The 24,907-nt window shown below is 41.5% G+C and carries 15 protein-coding genes, 1 tRNA gene and 2 pseudogenes; 9 read left to right on the top strand and 9 right to left on the bottom strand.

What is annotated here, in order from left to right:
• Both H6G75_RS08670 and H6G75_RS08665 read left to right on the top strand, forming a co-directional pair.
• Nucleotides 1-103: pseudogene (locus tag H6G75_RS08670) on the top strand (IS5/IS1182 family transposase); the annotation flags it as partial.
• Nucleotides 104-124: 21 nt separating this feature from the next.
• Nucleotides 125-742 (top strand): annotated as a pseudogene (locus H6G75_RS08665) (LuxR C-terminal-related transcriptional regulator); the annotation flags it as partial.
• Between the two features lie 87 nt (nt 743-829).
• Here the strand turns inward: H6G75_RS08665 and H6G75_RS08660 are convergent.
• Nucleotides 830-2,182 carry a lipid-A-disaccharide synthase-related protein gene (locus H6G75_RS08660; RefSeq protein ID WP_190979545.1) on the bottom strand — a complete coding sequence of 451 codons (1,353 nt, stop codon included), beginning with the start codon at nt 2,180-2,182 and terminating at the stop codon, nt 830-832.
• A gap of 208 nt (nt 2,183-2,390) precedes the next feature.
• Between H6G75_RS08660 and H6G75_RS08655 the strand changes: the two genes are divergently transcribed.
• The gene (locus tag H6G75_RS08655; RefSeq protein ID WP_190979533.1) at nt 2,391-4,400 is read left to right on the top strand and encodes an outer membrane protein assembly factor; all 2,010 of its coding nucleotides are present in this window, start codon (nt 2,391-2,393) and stop codon (nt 4,398-4,400) included.
• A gap of 257 nt (nt 4,401-4,657) precedes the next feature.
• On the opposite strand, the gene H6G75_RS08650 is transcribed toward H6G75_RS08655, so the two are convergent.
• The gene (locus tag H6G75_RS08650; RefSeq protein WP_190979532.1) at nt 4,658-4,804 is read right to left on the bottom strand and encodes a ribbon-helix-helix protein, CopG family; all 147 of its coding nucleotides are present in this window, start codon (nt 4,802-4,804) and stop codon (nt 4,658-4,660) included.
• A 37-nt stretch (nt 4,805-4,841) separates the two neighbouring features.
• On the opposite strand from H6G75_RS08650, the gene H6G75_RS08645 reads away from it, so the two are divergent.
• Both H6G75_RS08645 and H6G75_RS08640 read left to right on the top strand, forming a co-directional pair.
• Complete coding sequence (locus tag H6G75_RS08645; RefSeq protein ID WP_190979544.1) at nt 4,842-5,966, top strand: RNA-guided endonuclease TnpB family protein; 1,125 nt, start codon at nt 4,842-4,844, stop codon at nt 5,964-5,966.
• On the top strand, nt 5,932-6,384 hold the full coding sequence (locus tag H6G75_RS08640) for an ester cyclase (RefSeq protein ID WP_190979531.1): 453 nt from the start codon (nt 5,932-5,934) through the stop codon (nt 6,382-6,384). Before H6G75_RS08645 ends, H6G75_RS08640 begins: the two co-directional genes overlap by 35 nt.
• A gap of 201 nt (nt 6,385-6,585) precedes the next feature.
• Here H6G75_RS08640 and H6G75_RS08635 read toward each other — a convergent pair whose 3' ends face one another.
• Nucleotides 6,586-7,938 (bottom strand): N-acetylmuramoyl-L-alanine amidase, encoded by a 1,353-nt coding sequence (locus tag H6G75_RS08635; RefSeq protein ID WP_190979530.1) that lies wholly within the window; start codon nt 7,936-7,938, stop codon nt 6,586-6,588.
• A 285-nt stretch (nt 7,939-8,223) separates the two neighbouring features.
• Here H6G75_RS08635 and dnaG point away from each other — a divergent pair, with 285 nt between their 5' ends.
• A complete protein-coding gene (dnaG, locus tag H6G75_RS08630; protein ID WP_190979543.1) occupies nt 8,224-10,197 on the top strand; it encodes a DNA primase in 1,974 nt (657 codons plus the stop codon).
• Nucleotides 10,194-11,159, top strand: a complete 966-nt coding sequence (locus H6G75_RS08625; RefSeq protein WP_190979529.1) for a dienelactone hydrolase — start codon at nt 10,194-10,196, stop codon at nt 11,157-11,159. The genes dnaG and H6G75_RS08625 overlap by 4 nt, the downstream gene beginning before the upstream one ends.
• A gap of 89 nt (nt 11,160-11,248) precedes the next feature.
• Here H6G75_RS08625 and H6G75_RS08620 read toward each other — a convergent pair whose 3' ends face one another.
• The gene (locus H6G75_RS08620) at nt 11,249-16,801 is read right to left on the bottom strand and encodes an ATP-binding sensor histidine kinase (RefSeq protein ID WP_190979528.1); all 5,553 of its coding nucleotides are present in this window, start codon (nt 16,799-16,801) and stop codon (nt 11,249-11,251) included.
• Between the two features lie 571 nt (nt 16,802-17,372).
• A complete protein-coding gene (locus H6G75_RS08615) occupies nt 17,373-17,801 on the bottom strand; it encodes a YidH family protein (RefSeq protein WP_190979542.1) in 429 nt (142 codons plus the stop codon).
• 456 nt (nt 17,802-18,257) lie between these two features.
• On the opposite strand from H6G75_RS08615, the gene H6G75_RS08610 reads away from it, so the two are divergent.
• Nucleotides 18,258-19,241 carry a LysR family transcriptional regulator gene (locus H6G75_RS08610; RefSeq protein ID WP_190979527.1) on the top strand — a complete coding sequence of 328 codons (984 nt, stop codon included), beginning with the start codon at nt 18,258-18,260 and terminating at the stop codon, nt 19,239-19,241.
• 77 nt (nt 19,242-19,318) lie between these two features.
• Here the strand turns inward: H6G75_RS08610 and H6G75_RS08605 are convergent.
• From H6G75_RS08605 to H6G75_RS08595, 3 genes are all read right to left on the bottom strand, one after another.
• Nucleotides 19,319-19,402: transfer RNA gene (locus tag H6G75_RS08605), tRNA-Leu, on the bottom strand.
• Between the two features lie 60 nt (nt 19,403-19,462).
• Nucleotides 19,463-20,563, bottom strand: a complete 1,101-nt coding sequence (locus H6G75_RS08600) for an alpha-hydroxy acid oxidase (protein ID WP_190979526.1) — start codon at nt 20,561-20,563, stop codon at nt 19,463-19,465.
• A 331-nt stretch (nt 20,564-20,894) separates the two neighbouring features.
• Nucleotides 20,895-21,200 (bottom strand): DUF4090 family protein, encoded by a 306-nt coding sequence (locus H6G75_RS08595; RefSeq protein ID WP_190979525.1) that lies wholly within the window; start codon nt 21,198-21,200, stop codon nt 20,895-20,897.
• 169 nt (nt 21,201-21,369) lie between these two features.
• Between H6G75_RS08595 and H6G75_RS08590 the strand changes: the two genes are divergently transcribed.
• Complete coding sequence (locus tag H6G75_RS08590; protein WP_190594665.1) at nt 21,370-21,741, top strand: hypothetical protein; 372 nt, start codon at nt 21,370-21,372, stop codon at nt 21,739-21,741.
• 97 nt (nt 21,742-21,838) lie between these two features.
• Here the strand turns inward: H6G75_RS08590 and ppc are convergent, their stop codons facing one another.
• Nucleotides 21,839-24,892: a phosphoenolpyruvate carboxylase gene (gene ppc / locus H6G75_RS08585; RefSeq protein WP_190979524.1), complete on the bottom strand. Its 3,054-nt coding sequence runs from the start codon at nt 24,890-24,892 to the stop codon at nt 21,839-21,841.
• Between the last annotated feature and the right edge of the window lie 15 nt (nt 24,893-24,907).

Here is a 24,907-nt window from a genome sequence, read left to right as displayed (position 1 = left end):
GTACCATCGTTTGAGTAAGGATTACGAACGTCTTCCTGAAATGAGTGAAGCTGCTATATATGCCGTTATGACTCGTATTATGTTACGTCGTCTAGCCGTCTAAAGATTTACTTTATAAATGGTCTCTAACGCTACCCAAGGAATGAAGCTTTTAGAAACCGCAAAGCCAGATGTTGCAGTGGTAGATATCGGCTTACCTGATATGGATGGGATTGAACTCACCCGTAAATATAGACGTTATCAAGCTGAAACTGGGCAAACAGCTACCAAAATCCTGATTTTGACAATGGATCATACAGAGGATGCAGTATTGGCGGCGTTTGCGGCTGGTGCAGACTCTTACTATATGAAAGAAACTAGTATTAGCAAGTTAACAGAAGCAATCCAAGCAACTTACACTGGGAACTCTTGGATTGATCCAGCGATCGCTAATGTAGTATTACGTAAGATGCGCCAGGGTATTCCCGGTGAAGCCCAAAACGGTGACAAACCCAAGACCGTGAAAATTGAAGCCTTAGCCACAGAATACGAACAAGTTCTCGAAACCTATCCTCTGACTCAGCGAGAATTAGAAATTTTAGAATTAATCGTCGCCGGGTGCAGTAACGGTCAAATTGCCGAAAAACTCTATATTACCGTTGGTACAGTTAAAACCCACGTCCGCAATATCTTAAACAAACTCTGTGCTGATGACCGTACCCAAGCCGCTGTACGTGCGTTACGTTCTGGGTTAGTTGCATAGAGAAGTTAAAAGTCAAAAAGCAAAAGGCAAAAGTTATAGCTTCAAAAATCAGCACTTGACTCTCAAACAAGAGAATCTTTTCCCTTTTTACTTTTTGCTTTTTAAAACTAATCTTTCGGCTAAACAATCGGCAATTCGCCTAGCTGCGCCTGGTTGACCCATGCGCCGCAAACCGTTTTCGGCGATGATTTGTAACCTGTCAGGATGTTGTAGCAGCGATCGCAACACCTTCGCTGCTTGGGATGGTTTCTCAACTAAAATCAAAGAAGAGCCTAAAAGACGGCTTTGGGCTTCAGCAAAGGCATAATTATATTGTGGCCCCTGTCCGGGAATTGCGATCGCAGGCTTGCCTAGACCAACAAATTGTTCTGTAGCAGTCCCCGCCATTGCGATCGCCACATCTCCCAAATGTATACAATCGTTATAAGCTTGTTGAGAGATGAGCAAATAAGCATTGCGCTGCTGATAAATTAAAGTATTGGTATCTGGTAGAGAAATTGGTGATGTTGTTTGGGGTTGCCAGCCTTGAACTTGTAAGCTAGAGGTGAGTTGACTGGTATCCAGACTGGGTGCGATCGCTGCTAAGAACACTACATTACCAGACGTATGCCCTGCTGCATCTCGTTCTTGAAAACTAGCCAGCAATGCAGATACAGCTTCCAGAATTAATTGCCAATTTTGATAAGCTTCTGGTGGACGAGAACCAGGAAGCAGCGTCACAACCAATGGTCTGGCTAATTCTTGTTGTTGGATATCAGCAGTGTAAAATCGTTGCAAGGGAAAACTCGGTTCCAAATTATCCATCATCGGATTTCCCACATCAACAGCCGGAATCGGCCATTGTTTTAAAATTTCCGTAGTCAAACTATCTCTGGGAAACACCGCCCGACAACGGCGACGACTCATTAACCAACGTTCCCAAGGATGGTAAATTGAACCAGAAAAATTTTCCCAACGTGCAGACTTAGATTGGCGTGGTAACAATCCTGTTTCATCCTGCACATAATACTCAGATTTCGCTGTGCCGACAAAAGCATAATTCGCGCCACTAAAATAAGCAAACAACAACGGGACAATATCTCCCACCGCTAAAATTGCTGTTTGTTTACCTGATTTTGGTTGCGAACTCACCCACCGCCGCATTGCTTGGATTTGGCTGAGTGTCAACTGTACTAAACCGCCGCGCACATCCCGCATCAGTTGACGGTTATCCATATATATAAAACCACCAGAAGGCATTGTTTGTACTGCACCAATCAAAGGAATGCCTAATTTATGATAAGCATGTCCTTCACCCACCAACGGTAAAGCAAACATCTCTGGTGGGTTTGATAGTTGCTGGAATGCTTGCACAATGCGGACTGCGATGATATCTTCGCCATGACCGTTACTTAAAAATAGTAAGCGTAACCGAGAACTTGCAGATGGTGAATGACTCATAAGAAACAAAACATCAAGATTAACTGTCAAAATAACTTGTAATTGATAATTCGTAATTAACCCATAGAAGTTAGCTAAGGGTTTGAGGCTTATTACTTCCGTCAATAAATTGAGGGAACTGCTGTGGTTTTGGGTAAACCCAATCAACACAGTGGTGGCTTAAGCTTGCATACTTCAATTACGAATTACGAATTAGTAATTATTTGTTATGCAAATTTCTAAAACCGCAATTTTAACTTTAGCTACTTTAGCGGCTAGTAATGTCACTCAACAAGCACTAGCTGTACCAACTACCCCAGCCAGCGAAACTAAAAAAGATGTCGTAGTTCCGGTAATTGAAGAAACTCCCATCCGCACCGAAGCAATTTCAGCACCGGAAACTGTAGTTACGCCGCAATTTACCCAAAAATCCACAGTTATTAACAAAAATTCGCCAGTTGTACTCACTCCCGTTAATCAAAGCAAGACTACTTTAGCGACAGATAATAATTTAGTTGTCACCGCCACAGATGTCCAGATAGTAGGCGCAACTCCCGAATTGCAAGAAATTGTCCGCCGCGTGATTAAAACCCAGCCTGGGGGAAACACCAGCCAAAATCAGCTACAAAAGGATGTCGCCGCAATTTTAGAGACTGGTTTATTTACCACTGCCAATGTTAATAGCCGCAGCACAGCCGCAGGGTTGAGTGTAACTTATCAAGTGCAACCAGTAATAGTGCGATCGCTGCAACTTTCTGGTGCAAAGGTACTAACTTATCAAGTAGCCCTAGAACAATTTCAACCACAATTCAATAGCGCCATCAGCCCCGCCGGACTGCAAAAAGCCGTGCAACAGGTCAATAAATGGTACAGCGATAACGGTTATAACTTGGCGCGGGTGCTATCAATTAAACCCAGCCGGGAGGGAATACTTAACATCAACATTGCCGAAGGTTTAGTAAGTGATATTAAATTTCGCTTTGTCAACGATGAAGGTCAAACTGTTGATAGTAAAGGTAATCCCGTAACCGGAAGGACTAAAACAGAGTTTTTACGGCAGCAAATTAAACTGCAAACTGGGCAAATATTTCAAGAAAAGTTAGTCCAGCAAGATATCCAACAACTATACCGCACAGGCTTATTTTCTAGTGTGAATGTAGCTTTAGAAGGCGATGCTAATAAATTAGATTTAGTGTATGTACTCAAGGAAAATGGCGCACGGGCAATTAATTTAGGTGGGAGTTATAACGCTAATCAAGGCATTATAGGTACTGTGAATTATCAAGACCAAAACGTTGCAGGCAAGAACAATATTTTAAATTTAAATGTAGGTGTTAGTAGTCGTGATTTGCAATTTGATGGGAAATTAATTAATCCTTATCGTCCCAACAATCCTGATAGCTTGGGTTACACCATTAACGGCTTTCGTCGCCAAGAACTTTCCGAAACCTTTGACGACACTATTAAATTAGCTAACGGTGATAAAGTGCGAGAAGGGCAAATTGGCGGGAGTGTCAGCTTGCAAAGACCGATTGATGGTTGGGATGCTTCCCTCGGATTGAATTATACAAGAACTACAATCCGCGATCGCCAAGGTAATATCAATTCAACCGATGCCCAAGGAAATCCCTTATCTGCCAGTGGTACAGGTATTGATGACTTAACTACCGTATCTTTCACCGCCGCCAAAGACAAACGCGATAACCCACTCAACCCGACTCAAGGTTCCTTACTCAAATTGAGTACAGAACAATCTATCCCCATCGGTCAAGGTAATATCTCCCTCAACCGCGTCACAGCAAATTATAGCCAATACGTGCCAGTCAAGGTATTCGACAGTAAACAACCACAAGTATTCGCTTTAAATGTTCAAGCTGGGACAGTCATTGGTGATTTACCACCTTACGAAGCCTTCAACTTAGGTGGTTCCAACTCGGTTCGCGGTTACGATGCAGGTAAAGTTGGCAGTGGACGCAGTTACGTTTTAGCTTCCGCAGAATACCGCTTCCCCATCTTACCCATAGTTGGCGGCGTGTTATTTGCTGACATCGGCTCTGATTTAGGTTCTGGTAGCACCGTTTTAGGAGATCCGGCGGGTGCGCGTGATAAACCCGGTTTCGGTTTTGGCTACGGTGCAGGTGTGCGCTTAGATTCGCCACTGGGGTTAATTCGCGCTGACTACGGTATTAACGGCCAAGGCGAAAGTAAAGTGCATTTGGGTATCGGTCAGCGATTTTAAACGTCCAGCTAGTGATTTATCGCATTTATATTTGCTGGGCTGCGAGATCCCCGACTTCTTTAAGAAGTCGGGGATCTGACCACTCCCACGTCTGAAAAATTAAATGAGATGAACTATACGTGATCAAAGTAAAGGTTAAAACTATTGACTGTGGGTAAATATCAGGGTATTTAAATGCTTAATATCCTGTCAGTATCTAATCATGTCTACCGCACAAAACAAAGCCATTGCCTTGGAATTTTACCAAAAAACTGGGTCTAAAGCCCCGTGCTAGAAGCACGGCTTTTCTTTAGCTTGCGAATAAATTCCCTGAGTACATCATTTTGAGTGCGACTTGTTTCTGCACAATACTCTGCAAGTATCTCGTACTCTTCGTCTGAACATCTAATTGTTAATTTTTTCATGCCGTCACAATGCCGTCAAAGATGGTATGATATTAGCATGAAAACCCTGAAGTTTAAGCTGTACGAACACAAACGGAATAGATACCTCAAGCGCACAATCAATGCTGCTGGGGTAATTTATAACCATTGCATTGCGCTACATCGTCGGTACTGCCGGATGTGGGGCAAACACTTAAACTGCGCTAAACTTCAGTCTCACATTGCCAAATTGAGAAAGCGAAATCCATTCTGGCAAACAGTTGGTTCTCAATCAGCACAAGATATTTGTCAACGCATTGAGAAAGCCTACCAGTTGTTCTTTAAACACAACAAAAAAGGAGTTAGACCACCGGGATTTAAGAAGGTTAAGAAATACAAATCCTTCACTCTTAAGCAAGCTGGTTATAAGTTTTTAGGTGGCAATAGAGTAAAAATTGGTAATCGAGTTTATCAGTTTTGGAAGTCTAGAGAGATAGAAGGAACAATCAAAACCTTAACCATTAAACGCACTCCTCTGGGTGAACTATTTATGGTTATTGTTGTGGATGAAGGTGGCAAGTCAGAAGTCGAGATTAAGACGGGTAAAATCGCTGGTTTTGACTTTGGATTGAAAACATTCCTCACTTGCTCAGACGGTACTCAAATTGAGTCTCCCCAATTTTTCAAGCAGTCACTCAACGCCATCAAAATAGCCAGCAGACAGCATTCCAAAAAGTTAAAAGGCTCATCTAATCGTGAACGAGCCAGAAAGAATTTAGTCCGCAAGTATGAGGATATTTCTAATCGTCGGCGCGATTGGTTTTGGAAGTTAGCCCATGAGTTAACAGACAGGTTTGATGTTCTCTGCTTTGAAACCTTGAGCCTTAAGGGAATGCAACGTCTTTGGGGTAGAAAGATATCAGATTTGGCTTTTGGCGAGTTTATACAAATCCTAGAATGGGTTGCCAAAAAGAAGAATAAATTGGTTGTGTTTATCGACCAATGGTATCCCAGTAGTAAGACTTGTTCGCGCTGTGGACAAGTTTTAGAAAGTATTCATTTGTCTATTAGAGAGTGGCGTTGTCCGTCCTGCCAGTCAGTGAACGGGAGGGACGAAAACGCATCTAAAGTAATTGAAATGGTTGGGGCATCAACCATTGGCTTAGGCGATGTCAGACAGTCCGAGACTGCGATTGCTGTTTGAAGCTAGAATCCCTGCACTTATAGGGCAGGGAGTATGTCAACAAGCCTTTGACAATGGCAGTGTTGAACAAGCCAAAAAAATTATCGCTGCAAACTTTATCGCTCATACAACAGGCGCATCGGAACCTCTCGATTTAGATGGTTTTATCGAGTATGGGTTAATGATGCGTAATACTTTTCCTGATGGAAAGCATACATTTGCAGATGTGATTGTTGAGAATGATAAAGTTGTTACCCGTGGGACATTTAGCGGTACTCATGAGGGAGAATTACTGGGTTTTCCGCCCACAGGTCAGCCAGTGGAATTTGCCGTTATGCACATAGACCAAATTGTTGACGGCAAAGTGGTAGAACATTGGGGACAGGCAGATATTATGGCTTTGATGCAGCAACTTGGTATTCTTCCCCCATCAATGTAAGTAATTCAAACTCAGCGAAATAGAAATTTAATTATGGTTTATCCGTAATTAGTGATTTTGTTAAAGGACAAGCAAACACCATCCAACAATCACGTTTTAGTAACATCTAATATCCGAGAGTTTCAAAGAGTGCCTAATTTACAGATTGAAAATTGGCGTTCTAATTAAATAGCGATCGCCTCCTCAAAAGAGATAAATTAATTACATAAATCCGGCTGATTCATATAACCTTTGCACCATCGCTGTAATTTTTGCCCCATAATCTAAATCTGCTGACCAACGACCAGAAAGTTGACTAACTAAAGGTGCAATTCCGCGTGTGACAAAGCGAAATCTAGGATCAACAACTTCATTCACTAACGGTTCTAAACTGGCGTAAGCTTTTAAATGTTGAATATGCGCCCTGACTCCAATTCTGGCACTTTCAAACGCAGCCGCATCAGAACCACCGCCAATACTCCCAAGTCCAGCAAAGTTGTTTTGTTCTGGTCGAATATCACCACCAAAGCGTAAAAACCCTGTTTCAACACACATTTGGCAAAAGGCGATATCATAATTCACACCTTCAATTGTGGCTTCTTCTCGATAGAGTTTGGGAAGATCAGGAAACTTGGCTAAAGCATTTTCATTGTTATTTCGCAAAAATAGTTGTAGCTGCACTTCGGAAGTATTACCACGGGAGATGATTTGATCCATTTGACCTTTGCAGATCACTAAAATCGAACGTAGGTTAACAGTACGTGTTGTACTGTCCCAGTTGACAGAAATATTAAAATCCCGGAGTTCCACAGCTTTCACATATACCACTCGGCGATATGTAATCCGATTGACATTGGCGGCTGTTGTTAAATCAATTCGCAAGCGGTCTACTAAATCAATGGGAATATAAGCATTACCATTAACTAATATTCCTTGTTCTGGGTAGTTCTGACCATTAATATTAATATTAATAGATGTATAAGTTTGTTCCGTCGGAACTCCGGGGGTGGGGTCAACAACACGACTCCAAGAAGCCAAACCATCAGCAATACCCAAAGCAAAATCACGGCGACGGTTTTGCAGCAAGGCGCGGTCATCGGGGCTACTGAGAAATCCCACTTGCATTAATAATGAAGGTAGTGTCGTTTGACGACAAAAGGCTAAACGTCCCAAGCCACTATCAGTATCTGGTTTGACTCCCCGATTCGGTAATTGGGGAATGCGACGTAACAAACCTACTAACAGCAGTTCACCATTACTTTTACGCTCATTATTATTGGCAATATAAAATACACTAGCCCCACGTACCGTTGGGCTACTGGCTGCATCAGCATGAATTTCCAGGGCGACATCGCCCCGACGACCACGAGAATTAATCCAAGTGATGGTGTCGGCGGCGCTTAAATCATCAGGAACAGCCAACACTTCAAATGTCCGCGCCCGCAGTTCTGTAACAATTAAATCCCGCAGCAGAATCATTTCTCTGGCTTCTGTAGTTCCCCCAGCAATTGAACCGGGATCGATTCCTCCTGCTTCTTTGCCTCCGTGCGCCGCCGAAATAAAAATACGCCCCATCTTCAGTATTTCCTCTTAAAAAGTTAAGCGTAAGCAATTCTATACATAATTCTTCGTCTAGCAACAAGAATATAATAGCTATCAGAAGTATTTTGTCATTAGTCATTTGTCCTTAGTCCGTGGCAATGACCAATGACTAATCCTGGATTTCTCTCTTGAGAGAAATCCAGGGGTGTGGGAGGTTTGGGAGGTGTGGGAAGATGGTGAAGAAATCTTTCTCCCCACACTCCCCTCTCTCCCCACACTTCCCACACCCACTACCCATACGTGAGAAATTCGGGTAATATGTACATTCCCCGCTTGCACCCAGACACAATTGAGGAAATTAAACAACGTGCTGATATTGTGGATGTGGTATCAGAACACGTAGTTTTACGCAAGCGTGGTAAAGATTTTATCGGTTTGTGTCCCTTCCATAGTGAGAAGAGTCCTAGCTTTACCGTCAGTCAAACTAAGCAAATGTATTATTGCTTTGGCTGTAATGCTGGGGGAAATGCAATTAAGTTTTTGATGGATTTGGGTAAGCAGTCGTTTACGGAAGTGGTGCTGGATTTGGCGCGGCGCTATCAAGTGAATGTCCAAACCCTGGAACCTGAACAAAGACAAGAATTACAGCGTCAATTGTCGTTGCGGGAACAATTATATGAGGTTCTCGCGGCAACCGCCAATTTTTATCAACACGCCCTGCGTCAAACTCAGGCGCAAAAGGCATTACAGTATTTATTAGTGAACCGCAAATTAAAAGAAGCAACTATTCAGCAGTTTGGTTTGGGTTACGCCCCGGCTGGTTGGGAAACGCTGTATAGGTATTTGGTGGAAAATAAACATTATCCTGTGCAGTTGCTAGAAAAGGCAGGATTGATAAAGCCGCGCAAAGAAGGAGGCGGGTATTATGATGTTTTCCGCGATCGCTTGATGATTCCCATCCGCGATATTCAAGGGCGGGTGATTGCGTTTGGGGGGCGCACACTGACTGACGAACAGCCAAAATATCTCAATTCTCCAGAGACGGAACTATTTAATAAAGGTCAAACGTTATTCGCCATTGACTTAGCCAAAACGGGGATTGCTCAAGTTGACCAAGCTGTGGTAGTAGAAGGATATTTTGATGCGATCGCCCTTCATGCGGCGGGGATTAACAATGCTGTTGCTTCTTTGGGTACAGCCCTAAGTTTAGAACAAGTCCGGTTAATGTTACGTTACACCGACTCAAAACAGTTAGTTCTCAACTTCGATGCTGATAAAGCTGGGACTAATGCGGCGGAGAGGGCGATCGGTGAAATTGCAGATTTAGCCTACAAAGGTGAAGTCCAACTCAAGATTCTGAATATTCCCGATGGTAAAGATGCTGATGAATACTTACATACTCATACCACAGAAGATTATCAAAGTTTGTTGCAAAATGCGCCACTGTGGTTAGATTGGCAAATTCAGCAAATTACCAAAGAACGCGATTTAAAACAAGCAACTGATTTTCAACAAGTAACTCAGCAGATAGTTAAGTTACTCAAAAATATCGTTAACACCGATACTCGCAACTATTATGTTTCGCACTGTGCAGAAATTCTCAGCTTGGGCGATGCGAGATTAATACCTTTACGGGTGGAAAATTTGCTGACTCAAATTTCCCCGAATGTAATTAAATTTTCTCAGCCGACATCCACAAAAAGAGAATCGAGTAGTCAGAAAAAAGCGCCAGTTCCACAAACAGATAAAAGTCTTTTAGAACGAGCCGAAGCTTTATTACTGCAAATTTATTTGCATTGTCCTGAACAGCGACAAGTAATTATTAACGAACTGGAAGAACGAAATCTAGATTTTAGTTTGTCTCATCATCGGTTTTTGTGGGGACAAATTTTAGCGTTAGAGGAAACTAATACTCAGCACTCACACTTCGACTCCGCTCAGTATGCAGCATCCAGTGTACAGCACTCAAAAGAGAACTTAATCTCCAGCTTGCAAGATAGATATTTAGAATTAGGGGAAGAAATCGAATTAATCTCACATTTATTTCATTTAAATGAAAAGAGTAAAAAAGAGCTACTCCGCACCCCGCAAGTTGTCCAAGCTGCGACTGCTGGGATGGAAAGAGTATTGCGAGAAAAACGTTATCGTCACTTTTTAGAATTATGGCAACAAACAGATCCAGACGCAGAGCCGGAAAAATTCCGAGCTTATTATGAGGCATTTTATAACGAAAAAATCAAACTGCAAGAACTTGATCGCCAGCGCCAATTTTCCATTACTGATTTGTTATGAAAGTTCGAGCATTTTTTCAAGCTGCGACGGTTGAAAATATTTCGCCACCATATAACAGTATTCACCTCAAGGTTTTCTACCCAGAACCAGAACAAAATTTAAGTCTTGTTGCGGCTGAAGCTCAAGCATCTAAGTTTCCAGTCGTGATTTTGTTCAACGGAATTAACTGTGGCCCGGAAATGTATCAATGGTTGGCGGTGAAATTAGCCGAGTTTGGGCTGGTAGTTGTGACATTTTCCTGGATTGCTGAAAATATACCTGGGTTTGTGGCTATGACTCCCGGTGTTGATTTGAGTATGCTGGCTCCCGGTATTTATGGTCAAGGGCCAACAGCTTCAGCTTTACCCACATTGCTGAAAACCTTGGAACGTCTGCAAGTGGAAGGGATTTTGGCTGGCTTGCTTGATTTAGACAAAATCATTCTCGGTGGACATTCTGCTGGTGGTACAGTTGCAATTGAAAGTGCAGATCCGGGATTTTGCTCACAGATAGTAGCCGCCTTTGCTTATGGCGCACATACAGCAGCAACTGTACAACTAGGGTATGAAGCCGGGAAAATCTTACCTTTACCAGACTCCTTACCGTTACTCTTGATTGGCGGAACTTGTGATGGCGTGATTGCGAACAGTAGCAATAACTATGGCGTAACTTGGGAACAACCAACAACTCCGATAATCAGGACTTTCCAAGAAGCGATCGCAGGTGGTAGAGATGATAGTTATTTACTAATTCTGGAAGGTGCAAACCATTTTTCTGTTACCCATCCTTTTGATGCCACTATTAGTACACCATTTCTTGACTTTCCTGCTACACAGCCAGAAGCAGCACTCCGTGATTTAATCGCTCAAATTATTGGTTTATTTATTGATGCTCACGTTCGTTATCAAACAACCGCGCTGGAAGCTCTAAATCAAATGTTAGTTGCTCAAAATCCGTTAATTGCATCATTTAATCGCAAGTAAATTTTAAATATGACTTGTGAAAAAAGACCTTTTTGGCTGATTCAGTGAAGATTTCAACAATCTGTGCAGAAACGTTAAAACTCTCTCCTCTAATCCTCTGCTCCCTCTGCGGTGTTGATGATCAGTCTTTCTCCAGACACTATATTAGGTGTAGCAAAGTTGAGCGGCAGAATAATTTCAAATTCTGTTTCTTCATTTGGCTGCGATCGCACGCTTAAAGTGCCGCCATGTTGTTGAATAATTGAATAGCTGACAAATAAACCCAACCCTGTACCACGCCCGAAGGGTTTTGTGGTAAAAAATGGTTCAAAAATGCGGTTTTGGATATGTACAGGAATTGTACTATCTGTATTAGCGATCGCAATGCGTAAGCGGTGATTTTCGATTACTTCAGTGCGAATGCGAATTTGTGGATTTTCACTGCATTGGCGATTATCTCGAATTGCATCAATGGCATTATTAATAATATTTAAGAAAACTTGATTTAAGTGGCTAGGATAACAATTTACCAGAGGTAGTTTGCCATATTCTTTCACTATCTCCACTTCGGGTTGAATTGCTGAATCCTGCAAACGGTGTTGCAAAATGAGCAAAGTACTTTCAATCCCACTATGCAAATCCACAGCTTTAATACCGGCTTCATCCAAGCGCGAGAAATTACGTAAACTCAAAACAATCTGGCTGATGCGATTGCTCCCGGCATCCATTGATTCCAGAATTTTATTTACATCATCAAAGATAAAATCAATGTCAATTTCTTTGCTTTTCTTTTTAATAGCTTGGCTAGGCTGGGGATATTCTTGCTGATAAAGTGTTAACAAACTAATCATGTCTTGAATATAACCTTTTGTATAAGTTATATTTCCTTGGATAAAACTCACTGGATTATTAATTTCATGAGCAATTCCGGCTACTAATTGCCCCAGCGATGACATTTTCTCTGTATGAATTAATTGGGCTTGAGTTTGTTGTAATTGTTTAATAGTTTGTTCTAAGTCTTGAGCTTTTTGGTTGAGAGCTTGGGTTTTTTGTTCTACTTCTGCTTCTAAAGTGTAAGAATAATTTTCGACTTGTTGATATAAGCGAGCATTTTCTAAAGAAATGGCAGCTTGAATGCACAGAAAGTTGAGAACTAAGATGCGATCGCTTGTAAATACTCCACTGGCAGAGTTATTTTTTAAATACAAAATTCCAATTAAATATCCTTGATTGAGAATTGGCAAACACAACAAGCTTTTGGGGCGGCATTGCCATAAATATTCATCAATTACAGGTAAATCTGTTTTCAGATCATTAATTACTACCATTTGTTGACTATTTTTGACATACTGAATCAACTTCACAGGTAAATTAGGATTATCTTCCAGGGGTTGAGAAAAAAGTTCGGTGTTATTGGGTGTGCTGATTGCTCTCAATAACCATTCTCCTTGATTATTTGGCAAAATCAACGCACAGCAATCACAGCCAGAATTTTGGAGAATCATCTGCGTTAGTTGGTGCAGCAATTCATTCAGTTGAATCTTGCCAGAGATGGCTTGAGACGCTTTGAGAATAGTTACAAAATCAAGAGTTGTATTAATACTTGTACTAGAAGAGTGAGAGGTTGTATTTTTGGTATTCATCACAACATTGGAAGTTGCAATACTCGCAAGTGTTTCCAATGGGTTCCAGTTCTGTGTGATTTTGTGCAGAATCGGACGCAATAAATGAGGATAGCGTTGTTCTAAATCATCGATTTTGGCTTTCGCACCCCAATGAGCATAGCAGTAGTAGGCTTCCTGCATATAGCCTGCGGCGATTTTTTCTTGTTGGCGTTCAAGATAGAATTTAGCGGCGAGTTCGTTGGCTAATGCTTCTTCTTGAATATAATGATTTTCTTTTGCTATTGCGATCGCGCGATCGTATAATTCCATTGCAGCGTAAGGTGTGCCTAAAACACGGCACAGTTCAGCTTCTACTAAGTGGAATTTGTGTAAATGATTACTGGGAACTAAATCTGCCCATTGCTGAAGTTTTTGCTGATGAAGTTGAACACGCTCTAAAATAGCTGATGCTTCAGTTTCTGCAACTTGGTTAAAGATGCCTAACTGTGCTAAAGCATCGTAAAAAGGCAGCAAAACACTGACAAATAAAGCAGGAACACCATCTAAATATTGTGCCGCAATCTCAGCCTCCGCGATCGCTTGTTCATATTCACCAAACAAGTAGCAGAGAATAATTTTGTTAATCTTGGCATGATAAACAGCCGGACGATCATTAACTGCTTGATGTTGGGGTAACATCTCATCTTCGTTGTAAACATCCCCTACTAACAAAAAAGGAGTTTCACTATAGCCGAGTAAGTTTAAAGTCGCTTGGTGATAGGTTTTTTGATAATTCAGGGCTGTGGTTTGCTTAAGTTGGGCGATCACCTTACTATATGTAGCTAACTCTTGTTCTAATGCTGTTAGTTCTTTACCAGAGCAATAAGAATGGAAGCTGTAACCAAATATGCACCATACAGCCCATTCTAAATCCCCTGTTTCTAACCCACTTTGGTAGCCGTGCAATGAAGATGTCAGCGTTGCTTTCAGAGGCTCTTGCCAATGTCTAATAAAATTATTAAAGACGGCTGCTATCCTGGCACGCAAGTGTTGGGCAGAAAACTTCTCCATTAGATTTACACCCAGTTGCCCAAATTTGTAGCTGGTTTCTACCGCACCCGTAAAAGCACAAAGAATTAACCCATAACTGGTATAGGCAAAGGCTGATAAAGCTGTATTACCATATTTAATTGATAAATTAACTTGTTCAGAAATTGTCAGGGGTAACATTTCTGGACAGCCGTTATATGCAGCCCCAAACATAGTTGCTAAAATTCGCATTGCAGCTTGGGCGCGAATATCTGTCATTACTGGCAAATCAATTATCTCTGCGGTGGTTTGATTAGCCAAGATTAAATGTGTTCTTTCTAGTGCTTGATTAACATCTTGATATGTAGGTTGATGAGGTAAATCTATCCCTAACTGATGCAAAACTGCCAACGCTGTATCTAAGCCCAAGCGCAGTTGATTTTGGGCAATACAAGCTTGAATTTTAATTTCATAAATGGGTATAGTATCCCAAATATTTTTCGCCTGGTTTAACACTATTGCAGATAGCTCCTCCATCTGCCCAAAATCTGTATTTAGATAAGCTGCTTCTGTCGCTTCTGTGTAGATTGTCAGCATTAAATCATAGGATACTTGCCAATGATGATTGGCTAATAATTTTCTGGCAACTGCATAATAATCAACAGATGCGGCGTAAGCTGTGGAAATTTTCGCTCTACGTCCGGCGATTAAATTCAATTCAGCTAAATCTTGCTGTTCTTGAGGACTAGTGACTAAATCAATTCCTAATTTGAATTGATTGACTAAATCAAAAATTTTTTCCTCTTGTTCTGTTGGGGAAGTATGCTGGAGTAATAGTTGCCCAATGTGGTAGTGAGTTGCTGCTTTTTGGTCTTGGGTAATTAAACAGTAAGCCGCTTGTTGAACGCGATCGTGTAAAAATCGATAAGTAACATTCTGAATCTGCCCCTGATTACCATTAGTTTGAGTCTGGTGCAAATAAAATTTATAGATTTCACTTTGAGGTAAAATCAAGCCCTCTTGTAATGCTTTCCATAATGCTGTAGCCGTATCAGTTAATGACTGCTCAGAAACAATTGCCAAAGTATTTAAATCAAAGGAATTACCAATACAAGCAGCCAACTTTAAAACATTTTGTGTTGTTTCTGGTAACTTCTGCAATTGACTAGCCATAAACTCCACTACATCCGCAGTTACAGCTAATGTATTTACTGCCGCCAAATCACATTCCCAATCACCTTGTTGGTAATTAAATTTAATCAGCCCATCTTCATATAATGCTTTGAGAAACTGCGTAATAAAAAAAGGATTACCTTTAGTTTTACGCTCAATTAATTCGGTGAGGGGTTGCGTTCGCGAAGCGACTCCTTGGGAGTATCGCTCAGTGGTACAATGCAATGTATCGGCTACCAACTGATTCATATCTACCCAAGCCAGAGAAGTTAAAGTGATGGTATTCACCGTCTTCCCAGACTGCTTTATCTCCTCCACGGTCAATATTAATGGATGTGCAGATGATACTTCATTGTCTCGATAGGCTCCCAACAACAGCAGAAAATTTTGATTTTCCATCAACAGTTTAATTAACTGCAAAGAAGCCAAATCTGCCCACTGTAAATCATCTAAAAACATCACCAAAGGATGCTCTGATTTTGTGAAAATAGCAATAAAGTTTTGAAAGAGCAAATTAAAGCGATTTTGTGCCGCAGTTGCTGATAATTCTGGCGCAGGTGGTTGCTGACCAAGCACACGCTCTAATTCAGGAATTACCTCAATTAAAACTTGTCCATTTTCTCCAACAACTTCTAAAATTTGACTCCGCCAATGTGCCAATTTTGCATCTGATTCTGCTAATAATTGCCCTATCAAATCACGCAAGGCTTGGACAAAGGCACTGAAAGGGATATTACGATTAAATTGGTCAAATTTACCTTTGATAAAATAACCTTTTTGACGGGTAATCGGCTTATGAACTTCGTTAATTACAGCCGTTTTACCAATTCCAGAAAATCCCGCCACCAACATCATTTCTGATGTACCACTAGCAACACGTTCAAATGCTTCTAATAAGCTATGAACTTCTGCTTCTCTACCATATAATTTTTCGGGGATGAGGAAGCGATCGCACACATCCCGCTCACCAATTTTAAAATCTCTAATTTCGCCTGTCTCTTGAAGTTGTGTTAAACAAAGTTCTAAATCATACTGTAATCCCAACGCACTTTGATATCTATCCTCGGCATTTTTCGCCATTAATTTCAGCACAATATCTGAAAGCACTTGTGGAATTTCTTTACTGTTCCCTGTTCCCTGTTCCCTATTCCCTATTGCTGTTGGCATTTTCGCTAAATGACAATGCACCAACTCCATTGGATCATCGCTATTAAATGGCAAGTCTCCGGTTAATAATTCATAAAATGTCACACCCAAAGAATAAAAATCACTGCGGTAATCTATGCCTCGGTTCATTCTCCCTGTTTGTTCAGGAGAAATATAAGCTAAAGTTCCTTCTAAAATATTAGGATTTTTAATTTCTTGAGTTTCTTTTGGTAGTAATGAAGCAATACTAAAATCAATTAATTGAACTTGTTTGGTTTGGGGATGAATTAAAATATTTGCTGGTTTAATATCTTTATGAATCACGCGATTTTGATGTAATTCATAGAGACTGGTACTTAATTGAATCCCAATCCTCAAAAATTCTGCTAAAGAGAGGGTATTGCGTTGAATATAGTCCCGTAATGACACTCCCCCGGTATCTTCCATCACGAGAATATAACCATTGTTATAATTTTCTAACGATAATAGCTGAATAGTGCCAGCAATGTTGAGATTTTTGCTAATGGTGTATTGATTACGAAGTTGCAGTAGTTCGCCAAAACTCGGATATTGTGAGGTCAGCAATTTGATGACAACTGGAAGTTGATCTGATTCCCGGATAGCTCGATATACAATGGTTCTGGAGCCAGAATACAGTTGTGAGCTAAGTTCATATCCGGGAATGATGGGGTTAGCATTGACTGTTGTCATCTATACATACCTCATGCCACAAGTTAGTTTCTATTATTGCTCAACTAGCTGTGCAGACAAACTCTGCACTCCGCTAGTATTCCCATCAGCTAGATATTCACTAACATTTATGTATGGGTATAAACAAAAAACTAAACAATGTTAAGAACAGTGAAGTCGATAATCATCTTCATTTAAGACTTATCATACAGACCGCAGAGGGAGCAGAGGAGGTAGAGGAGTAGGGGAGAGAGTTTTAACGTTTCTGCACAGATTGTCGAAATCACTACTGATTACTCCGATATGATGTTACGCACAAAGATTGTCTGTTAAGTAGGTAGACACAATTATTTAGAAGACGCATTTCGACTTCTCCCCAAGGGAGACGCTACGCGAACGCTCAATGCTCTATCCTTTAGAATAAGAGGGTTGAGCGCAGCGATGCACTGAGCTTGTCGAAGTGTCGAAACCCGGTAATTTTAAGTTAGGTTTAATTTAGTCCTACTACTTAAAAGTGGGTGTAAGGGTTTTAGATACATACACCCCTACACCCTTGCCAAAGCATTGATTTTCCGTCTCCAGACTCGTCCTATTAATCTGGAATCACTGGACTCAAAGGACTCAGTGGAGTAGTAAACACATAATATATGACTCCAGAGCCGAGAATCATAATTGCCAAACTAAATAAAATCACCCAGCGGTCTGTAGGCTCATAATTATCATCTTCAATATCACGCCGCACAGCAAAATAATGTGCGGTTGACAGCCAGACTGTAATTAACCCAACTAGCGAAAAGACTAAACCCAATTTCCAGCCATTACCGGGTGTGGGTACTAGCGGGACTTGAAAGGCTCGCAAACGAACGATAACGACTCCAAAACCCAAAAGTGCGATCGCTGTTCGCATCCAAGCTAGGTAAGTGCGTTCGTTGGCTAAATGATCCCTGATGCGTGATGGATTTAGCCTGCCTAGTTTCTTCGTTTCTTGCTTGTCTGTTGTAGGTTTAGACTCTAATTGCATTAATAACACCCTTAAACCCCAAGAGGCTCCTCTCCAAAAAATCCCAAAGTGATAGTAAATTTCTTTCCAGATAATTGGCCATTTGTGCAGCGATCGCACTTGAAAAATATATTTAATTTGCTGGTACATTTTTGCCAAAATTTATTTTAATGCAGAGATAGTAATAACACAAGTCTCAATAACACTATTAATTCTCCCAATTAGTCTTAATTTCAGATTTTATTGACAACTAAGCAGCATTTTGCCTATTTGATAGTTTCGATTATTCATTAATAGAATAGAAATCTCTCAATCGTACTTTTTATGTTTGAGTAGGCACATTCTTTATGGGTGTATTTATTAGTCTTATTCTTTACTGTATGTAATTTAATCAATAGAATCAAATGTTTTTATTTGTCAAAATTATAAATATAAGTGATTAAATTTTGACATCAGGTTTTTTAGGAATAATTGAGTATGGCCGGGATGACGCTGGAGCAGCTTAGAATATTTCTCGCTGTAGCAGAACATCTACACTTTACCCGTGCAGCAGAGGAGCTTTATATTACCCAGCCAGCTGTTAGTGCGGCAATTCATAATTTAGAGCAAGAATACGGAGTCAAACTCTTTCATCGCATTGGTCGTCACATTGAAATTGCCGAGGCTGGTAAATTATTACAAGTAGAAGCCCAGAAAATTCTTGACCAAGTGACATTAACAGAAAGGGGATTGCGAGAATTAAATAACCTGCAAAGGGGTGAATTAAAATTAGGTTCTAGTTTAACCATTGGTAACTATTGGCTACCCAGGAAAATTAGTGAATTTAAAAGTAAGTATCCGCAGATTACGGTTGATTGTTGTTTGGCAAATGCTGAAACAATCTGTGAAGGAACAGCAATGGGACAGTTTGACATAGGCTTAGTCGAAGGAGATGTTAAACCAGCCTTACAGAATACTTTAGAACAAGAAATTATCGGGAGCGATCGCTTACAAATCGTTGTGGGTGAAACTCACCCTTGGTTTGAGCGCCAAGAAATCACCGTTGCAGAACTAACTCAAACAGCTTGGGTAATGCGAGAACCAGGTTCTGGTACTCAGCAAAGATTTGAAGAAGCCTTGAAAAATTGGGGTATTAATCTGCATGAACTGAATGTGATTTTAGTTTTTAATAGTGGCGAAATGGCCAAAGCTGCTGTTGAAAGTGGTGTAGGTGCAACTGGAATTTCTGAGTTGATGGTAAAAAAAGAAATTCAATTAGGCACTTTACGCGCAATTAAAATTTTCCCTCACGCAGAAGATAACAGTAAAGATTTAGAAATAGTCAGACCATTTTTTAAACTCAAGCATCGCCAAAGATTTCAAACGGCTCTAGCTAAAGTTTTTGAACAAACCTTAATTGCAGCATACACCACCACAAGTTTTCTTGAAAAAAATTTAGCTAGTACAAAAAGACTGAAGTAGGATAATTCTGTTACCAATGACAATTAATTAATGTGTCAACACACATATTAATTTCAGATATGATACATACTTTAAAATGGGCAGGAGGAGAATCGAACTCCTATGACCGCAAGGTCGCCACATTTTGAGTGTGGTGCGTCTACCAGTTTCGCCACCCGCCCTTGGGTGCAACTTTCCTAATATAGCATATCTATTCACTTCTCTGCAAGTAATTTTTCTGGTTAGTGTTTGAAAGTCACTAAACTAGGGTCAATATCTTGTATTGATGTGCAGCCACTCAAAGCCATTGCTACACTTAGTTCATCTTGTAGTAGGGAAATGATATGGGATACGCCAACTTGTCCTGCAACAGCTAATCCCCAGAGTACGGGGCGACCGATTAGCACAGCTTTTGCGCCTAAAGCCAAGGCTTTGAGGATGTCTGTACCACGACGAATCCCGCCATCTACTAGCACTTCAGCTTGATTATCCACAGCAGCAACTATTTCAGCCAGTGCATCTAAAGAGGCGATCGCACCATCGAGTTGTCTGCCACCATGATTAGAAACTACAATTGCTTTGGCTCCATGCTCAACTGCTCGCACCGCATCATCAGCGCGTAAAATACCTTTGAGTACCAAAGGTAGTGGCGATAAGGACTGCAACCATTCCAAGTCACGCCAAGTTACAGCCGGGTTTAATTGCTGGGCAAAATAGGTAAATAAGCCAGATTCTGCTGATTCTTGGGGAATATTCAACCCTGAAATATTGGTAATATTCGCCAATTGTAATCCAGGAGGTAAGCTAAAGGTGTTCCGCACATCTCGCTCTCGTCGCCCCAAAATTGGCGCATCAACTGTTAGACAAAGGGCTTGATAACCTGCGGCATAAGCTCTTTCTACTAAATTCCGCGTTAAGCCTCGGTCTTTGTGGATATACAGTTGGAACCATTGCAAAGCATTATGTTTGTAACCCACCGCCGCAACTTCTTCTAAGCTTTTGGTAGCCATTGTACTCAACACCATACCTACACCTGCGGTGGCTGCGGCTAAGGTTGTGGCTAGTTCTCCCTGGGGATGGGCTAGACACTGAAACGCCATCGGTGCAATTAATAAGGGTAGTTGCAAAGGCTGTCCTAAAATAGAGGTGCTTAAATTGCGATCGCTCACATCTACCAACATCCGCGGACGCAATTTTATCCGTTCAAAAGCAGCGCGGTTATCTCGTAATGTAATTTCATCCCAAGCGCCACTGCTGTAATAATCAAAAGCCATCTGCGAGAGATGCTGTTTGGCTAACTGTTCATATTCCCAGAGGTTAATGGGTAAAGAGACATCTGTCATGATGAGGACAAATCAAGGGTTTGAGAGAGGGTGTTTGAGAAGGTTGTAAGGGTGTGAGGGTGTGAGGGTGTTGGAGAAGGGTGTGAGGGTGTACTTCTCTGCGAGACGCTCCGCGAACGGCTGCGCTCAGTAACCGATGGGTTTAGCTCAGTAACCAGTGGGTTTAGGTGAGCAAAACCCATACACTCATATACCCAGCCTCAACAGACAATCTTTGTAAACCCAACCCATACACCCCTATACCCAGCCTCAACAGACAATGATTGGTGCGCCTTACCCATCCCTACACCCATTCTTAACAGACAAACTTTGTGTGTAAGTCCTGAATTAATTACTTACCGCCATAGAAAAAAGCGATTTCTTTTTCCTTCAAGGGCGCAAAACCAGCATCAATGAGTTTTTGGTCAAGTTCTGGTTGGGGGATATGTTTTGCACCAATTCTCACAATCCGCGATCGCATGGTATTAGAAACGCCACTACGCTGTCTATTTGCTTCTAAGGCCATGACTTGGTTATAAAGGTCTAGCTTGGCACTAGGAATGGGACTTCCATCAAAATCTATCCCTTTAGCGATCGCTTCATCAATCGCATCTGCACCCTTGGTTGTGGAATTTACTTGATTAGTTTCAGCAGTCATGGCTATTTGCTCTTTCTTTGCTCTGGGTAGATTTTACCAGGACTGATGCACAAAGATTATCTGTCCACACTCCCCACACTCCCCAAACTGAGCAAGTCCAGATCGACCCTTGGCATTTTGGGAAATTTTGGATTAACCTCGAACCATTGGTATAGGAATAGGTGAGGCTATGTCTGAGGCTCACATCTCTCAAAACAACGATCGCACTCTCGAAAAAGCACTAACTAACAGGATTATTGATGATTATTTTGATAATTCCGAAAGTTGGCTGAGAGCGATTTTGCGTATGTGTATATTCTCTTTAGCTCACTTGAACAAAAAACCAGTATTTATTGTGGAATGCCCCAATCAAGCTGTAGCTAAACGTTTAAGTCGCAAAACATATCCATTCCGGGGGCTAGTATACTATTTAACCGATAATTTATACAGTGGCGATCGCACTTTGTTTTGTTATCAGGATACCAAGGACGGTACTTGGCATTGTTTTGATACTAGTACTAATTCCTGGAGAAATTTGCATAACTTGCGATCGCGCAATTGAAGTCTGAAGTCTTCTACCTTGTCTACCTTGTCCCCTTTCCCTAGTCAATGGTCACTAGAGAACGAATGACCATTGACAAAGGACTCACCAAACCAAATCAGCCTGTATTTCGCATTCCCGCAGCAATCCCATTAATAGTTAACAGTGCGCCCCGGAGTAATTCGCCTTTGCTGTAACGGGAGTGAATTACACCAGAGGTAGCTGTAGTATTTTTGGCTTGGCGCAGGCGCTTGAGTAATGAAACCTGAATGAAACCGAGGGGTACAATTGTGCCGTTGCGTAATTGTACTGAACGCTGCAATACAGGATCACCATCTAACAGTCGAGTGTGACCAGTGATTTTCAGGACGAAATCTTTTGTGAGATAGTATTCACTGGCGATTTGCTCAAAGACTTTCTCGAAGCGTTCTTTATCTTCTGGGTTGGATAATTCTTGGACGTAGTGTCGCGCCATTTGGATATCGACTTTCGCCAGTGTCATTTCTGCTTTGGAAATCACCATTTTGAAGAACGGCCACTTCATATAAAAGTAGCGGAGTAATTTCAGGTGTTCTTCTGGTTCTTCATTCAAAAATTCTTGCAAAGCTGTTCCGACACCGTACCAAGAAGGTAGTAAAACTCTAGTTTGTGTCCAGCTAAATACCCAAGGAATGGCGCGTAAACTGCTTAAATCTTTCTTTCCTGAAGGACGACGTGCGGGACGAGAACTAATTTGCAGTTGGCTAATTTCTTCAATAGGGGTGACTTGGTTGAAAAAGTCAATGAAATCTGGTTGTTCGTAGATTAAAGCACGATAATGTTGCCGCGATCGCGCTGCTAATTCTTCCATAATTTCATTCCAAGGTTCGATATCATCAAACCCTGTCCGCAGCAAACTGGCTTGAATTACCGCAGTGGTGACGGTTTCTAAGTTGTATAACGCCAAGTCCACCAAGGAATATTTAGAAGCTAAGACTTCCCCTTGTTCGGTAATTTTAATTCGCCCGTTAATACTGTGACCTGGCTGTGCCAAAATCGCCTCGTAAGCAGGGCCGCCACCTCGTCCCACAGAACCGCCGCGACCGTGGAAAATTCTTAAATCAACACCGTATTCTTCGGCGATTTTCTGCAATGATTTTTGGGCTTTGTGAATTTCCCAGTTGCTACTTAAGAAGCCAGAGTCTTTGTTACTGTCGGAATATCCCAACATGACTTCTTGTAAGTCAGGTGTAATTGTGGAATGGGGATTTGCTTCAGCGTCAGAAAGTCTTTGCTGAATATTTTCGTAGCCGCCAGCCAATAAAGCCCGATACAAGGGAAGTTCAAACAACTGGCGCATAATGCTGCGAGAACGTTGTAAGTCTTCTACGGTTTCAAATAACGGTACAACTTGAATTGTGCCAACGGCAATAGCTGGGTCAAATAATCTTGCTTCTTTAGCCAACAGTAAAACTTCTAGTACGTCGCTGACTTGACGGCACATACTAATAATGTAAGTTTGGCAGATGTTAACACCAAACTCTTGTTGCAGCGATCGCAAAATTCGGAAGGTTTCAATGATATCGTTGGTTTTCTCGGAAAATGGCAATTCCGCCGGAATTAAGGGACGACGGGTTTGCAATTCGGAAGTTAACCAAGCCACGCGCTGTTCTTCTGTCAGGTCGTTGTATGCTTGGGGTAAGACTTGCAGATACTCCAAAATTTCATTTAGCGCATCCGAATGGCGGGTTGATTCTTGACGGATATCTAATTGGGTCAAGTTAAAGTCAAAGATTTCGACTTGACAAATCAAATTATCTAATTCTCGACAACTTAAGCCGGTTTCGCTCAAATTGCGTTGAATTAGTCGCAATTCTGCCAAGAAATCTGCCCCAGAACGATACATTGGTGCATCTTCGTTGGTGGGAGTTTCTCGTTTATATAATGCTAAATTGCGATCGCGGGTATTTTCTAACCGTCTCAGAACATAAGACAACTTCAAACGATAAGGTTCTTGGCGATAACGCAACGCCAGGGCATCATATATATCACTTAACTGCGACTGATCTAATTCCAGCGATTCCAGCAAATCTGGTAAAACATCACTCCAGTGCATGGAGATGCTCAATAATTCAATCAGCTTTTGGACTGAATGAATATAGCGTTCCAGCACCATTTTGCGCTGATAGCAAGCTGTTTTCCAAGTAATTTCCGGCGTAACTGAGGGGTTCCCATCTCTATCGGAACCTACCCAAGAACCAAAGGAACAAAAGTTTTTCCGGGGCGGTTCTAACCAATCAAAGGTTTTACCCAAAGCATACTTAAAGCGTTTATGCAGTTGGGGAATGCCATCAAATAAGACTTCTTGGAAGTAGTGCAGGGCGTAATCTACTTCATCTAAGACTGTAGGTTTAAATTGGTGGAGTTCATCTGTCCGCCACCAGAGGCGAATTTCTTCTAGTAACTTCTCGCGTAACTCGGCTGACTCCCAAGGATATGCACCCGCGCGATTTTCCACTGCATCCATTTGTTGCAGCAAATTGACTACTTGTCTTTGTTTATCGCGGATGGTGTGACGCACAATTTCTGTGGGGTGGGCGGTGAACACCAAGCGCACATCTAACTGGGAAATTAAACGCTGAATTTGTTGGGGTGGGACATTCAAGTCATACAAATAAGGAAACAGTGTGGCAAAAGTACCTTTTTGTTTATTGTGCATTTTGCCTACCCAACTTTTAGCCAACAAGTCTGAACCTATACCTTTGTTGGCAAAAGCATCATCTTCGGTGTGGTTGGAAGAATAGGTACTCTCTGACATGGTGTCAGAACTGGTAGTAACTTGCTCATCTACTTCTGAGTAGCGGGTGAGTTGCTGCTTCTGCTCATATTCTTGCTCAATAATGTTAATTAGCTGAAAATACAGCGCAAAAGCCCGTGCTGCCCGAATGGCTTCATTAATATTCAGTTGTTCAATCAATTTGACGGCGGAGGATGCTTGGTCGTTGGTGGCTTGTCCTTCCGGCGAACACAAATCGCGCAACTGCCCCAACAAATCTACCATTTTCTGGCCGCATTCCTGCCGCAAGACGTTCTCCCATAATTCTTCGACGATTTGGAGACGACGACGTAAAAATAATTCTGACGCAGGGTAATAATTCGCAGCGTGGGACACAGAGTATAAAAGCGAACTCATATTTGCTTCTCTTGT

This window comes from Nostoc sp. FACHB-280 (assembly GCF_014697615.1).
In the GTDB taxonomy this organism is placed as follows: domain Bacteria; phylum Cyanobacteriota; class Cyanobacteriia; order Cyanobacteriales; family Nostocaceae; genus Nostoc_B.
The sequence above is the reverse complement of the archived record's forward strand: the minus strand, read 5'-3'. Positions and strand labels throughout refer to the sequence as shown.

What these genes read in the sequence shown, in the direction of transcription:
- ppc (WP_190979524.1), bottom strand. Translation starts at nt 24,892, where the DNA reads ATGAGTTCGCTTTTATACTCTGTGTCCCACGCTGCGAATTATTACCCT.
- dnaG (WP_190979543.1), top strand. Translation starts at nt 8,224, where the DNA reads ATGTACATTCCCCGCTTGCACCCAGACACAATTGAGGAAATTAAACAA.
- H6G75_RS08645 (WP_190979544.1), top strand. Translation starts at nt 4,842, where the DNA reads ATGAAAACCCTGAAGTTTAAGCTGTACGAACACAAACGGAATAGATAC.
- H6G75_RS08650 (WP_190979532.1), bottom strand. Translation starts at nt 4,804, where the DNA reads ATGAAAAAATTAACAATTAGATGTTCAGACGAAGAGTACGAGATACTT.
- H6G75_RS08625 (WP_190979529.1), top strand. Translation starts at nt 10,194, where the DNA reads ATGAAAGTTCGAGCATTTTTTCAAGCTGCGACGGTTGAAAATATTTCG.
- H6G75_RS08620 (WP_190979528.1), bottom strand. Translation starts at nt 16,801, where the DNA reads ATGACAACAGTCAATGCTAACCCCATCATTCCCGGATATGAACTTAGC.
- H6G75_RS08600 (WP_190979526.1), bottom strand. Translation starts at nt 20,563, where the DNA reads ATGACAGATGTCTCTTTACCCATTAACCTCTGGGAATATGAACAGTTA.
- H6G75_RS08640 (WP_190979531.1), top strand. Translation starts at nt 5,932, where the DNA reads ATGTCAGACAGTCCGAGACTGCGATTGCTGTTTGAAGCTAGAATCCCT.
- H6G75_RS08610 (WP_190979527.1), top strand. Translation starts at nt 18,258, where the DNA reads ATGGCCGGGATGACGCTGGAGCAGCTTAGAATATTTCTCGCTGTAGCA.
- H6G75_RS08595 (WP_190979525.1), bottom strand. Translation starts at nt 21,200, where the DNA reads ATGACTGCTGAAACTAATCAAGTAAATTCCACAACCAAGGGTGCAGAT.
- H6G75_RS08615 (WP_190979542.1), bottom strand. Translation starts at nt 17,801, where the DNA reads ATGCAATTAGAGTCTAAACCTACAACAGACAAGCAAGAAACGAAGAAA.
- H6G75_RS08660 (WP_190979545.1), bottom strand. Translation starts at nt 2,182, where the DNA reads ATGAGTCATTCACCATCTGCAAGTTCTCGGTTACGCTTACTATTTTTA.
- H6G75_RS08655 (WP_190979533.1), top strand. Translation starts at nt 2,391, where the DNA reads ATGCAAATTTCTAAAACCGCAATTTTAACTTTAGCTACTTTAGCGGCT.
- H6G75_RS08635 (WP_190979530.1), bottom strand. Translation starts at nt 7,938, where the DNA reads ATGGGGCGTATTTTTATTTCGGCGGCGCACGGAGGCAAAGAAGCAGGA.
- H6G75_RS08590 (WP_190594665.1), top strand. Translation starts at nt 21,370, where the DNA reads ATGTCTGAGGCTCACATCTCTCAAAACAACGATCGCACTCTCGAAAAA.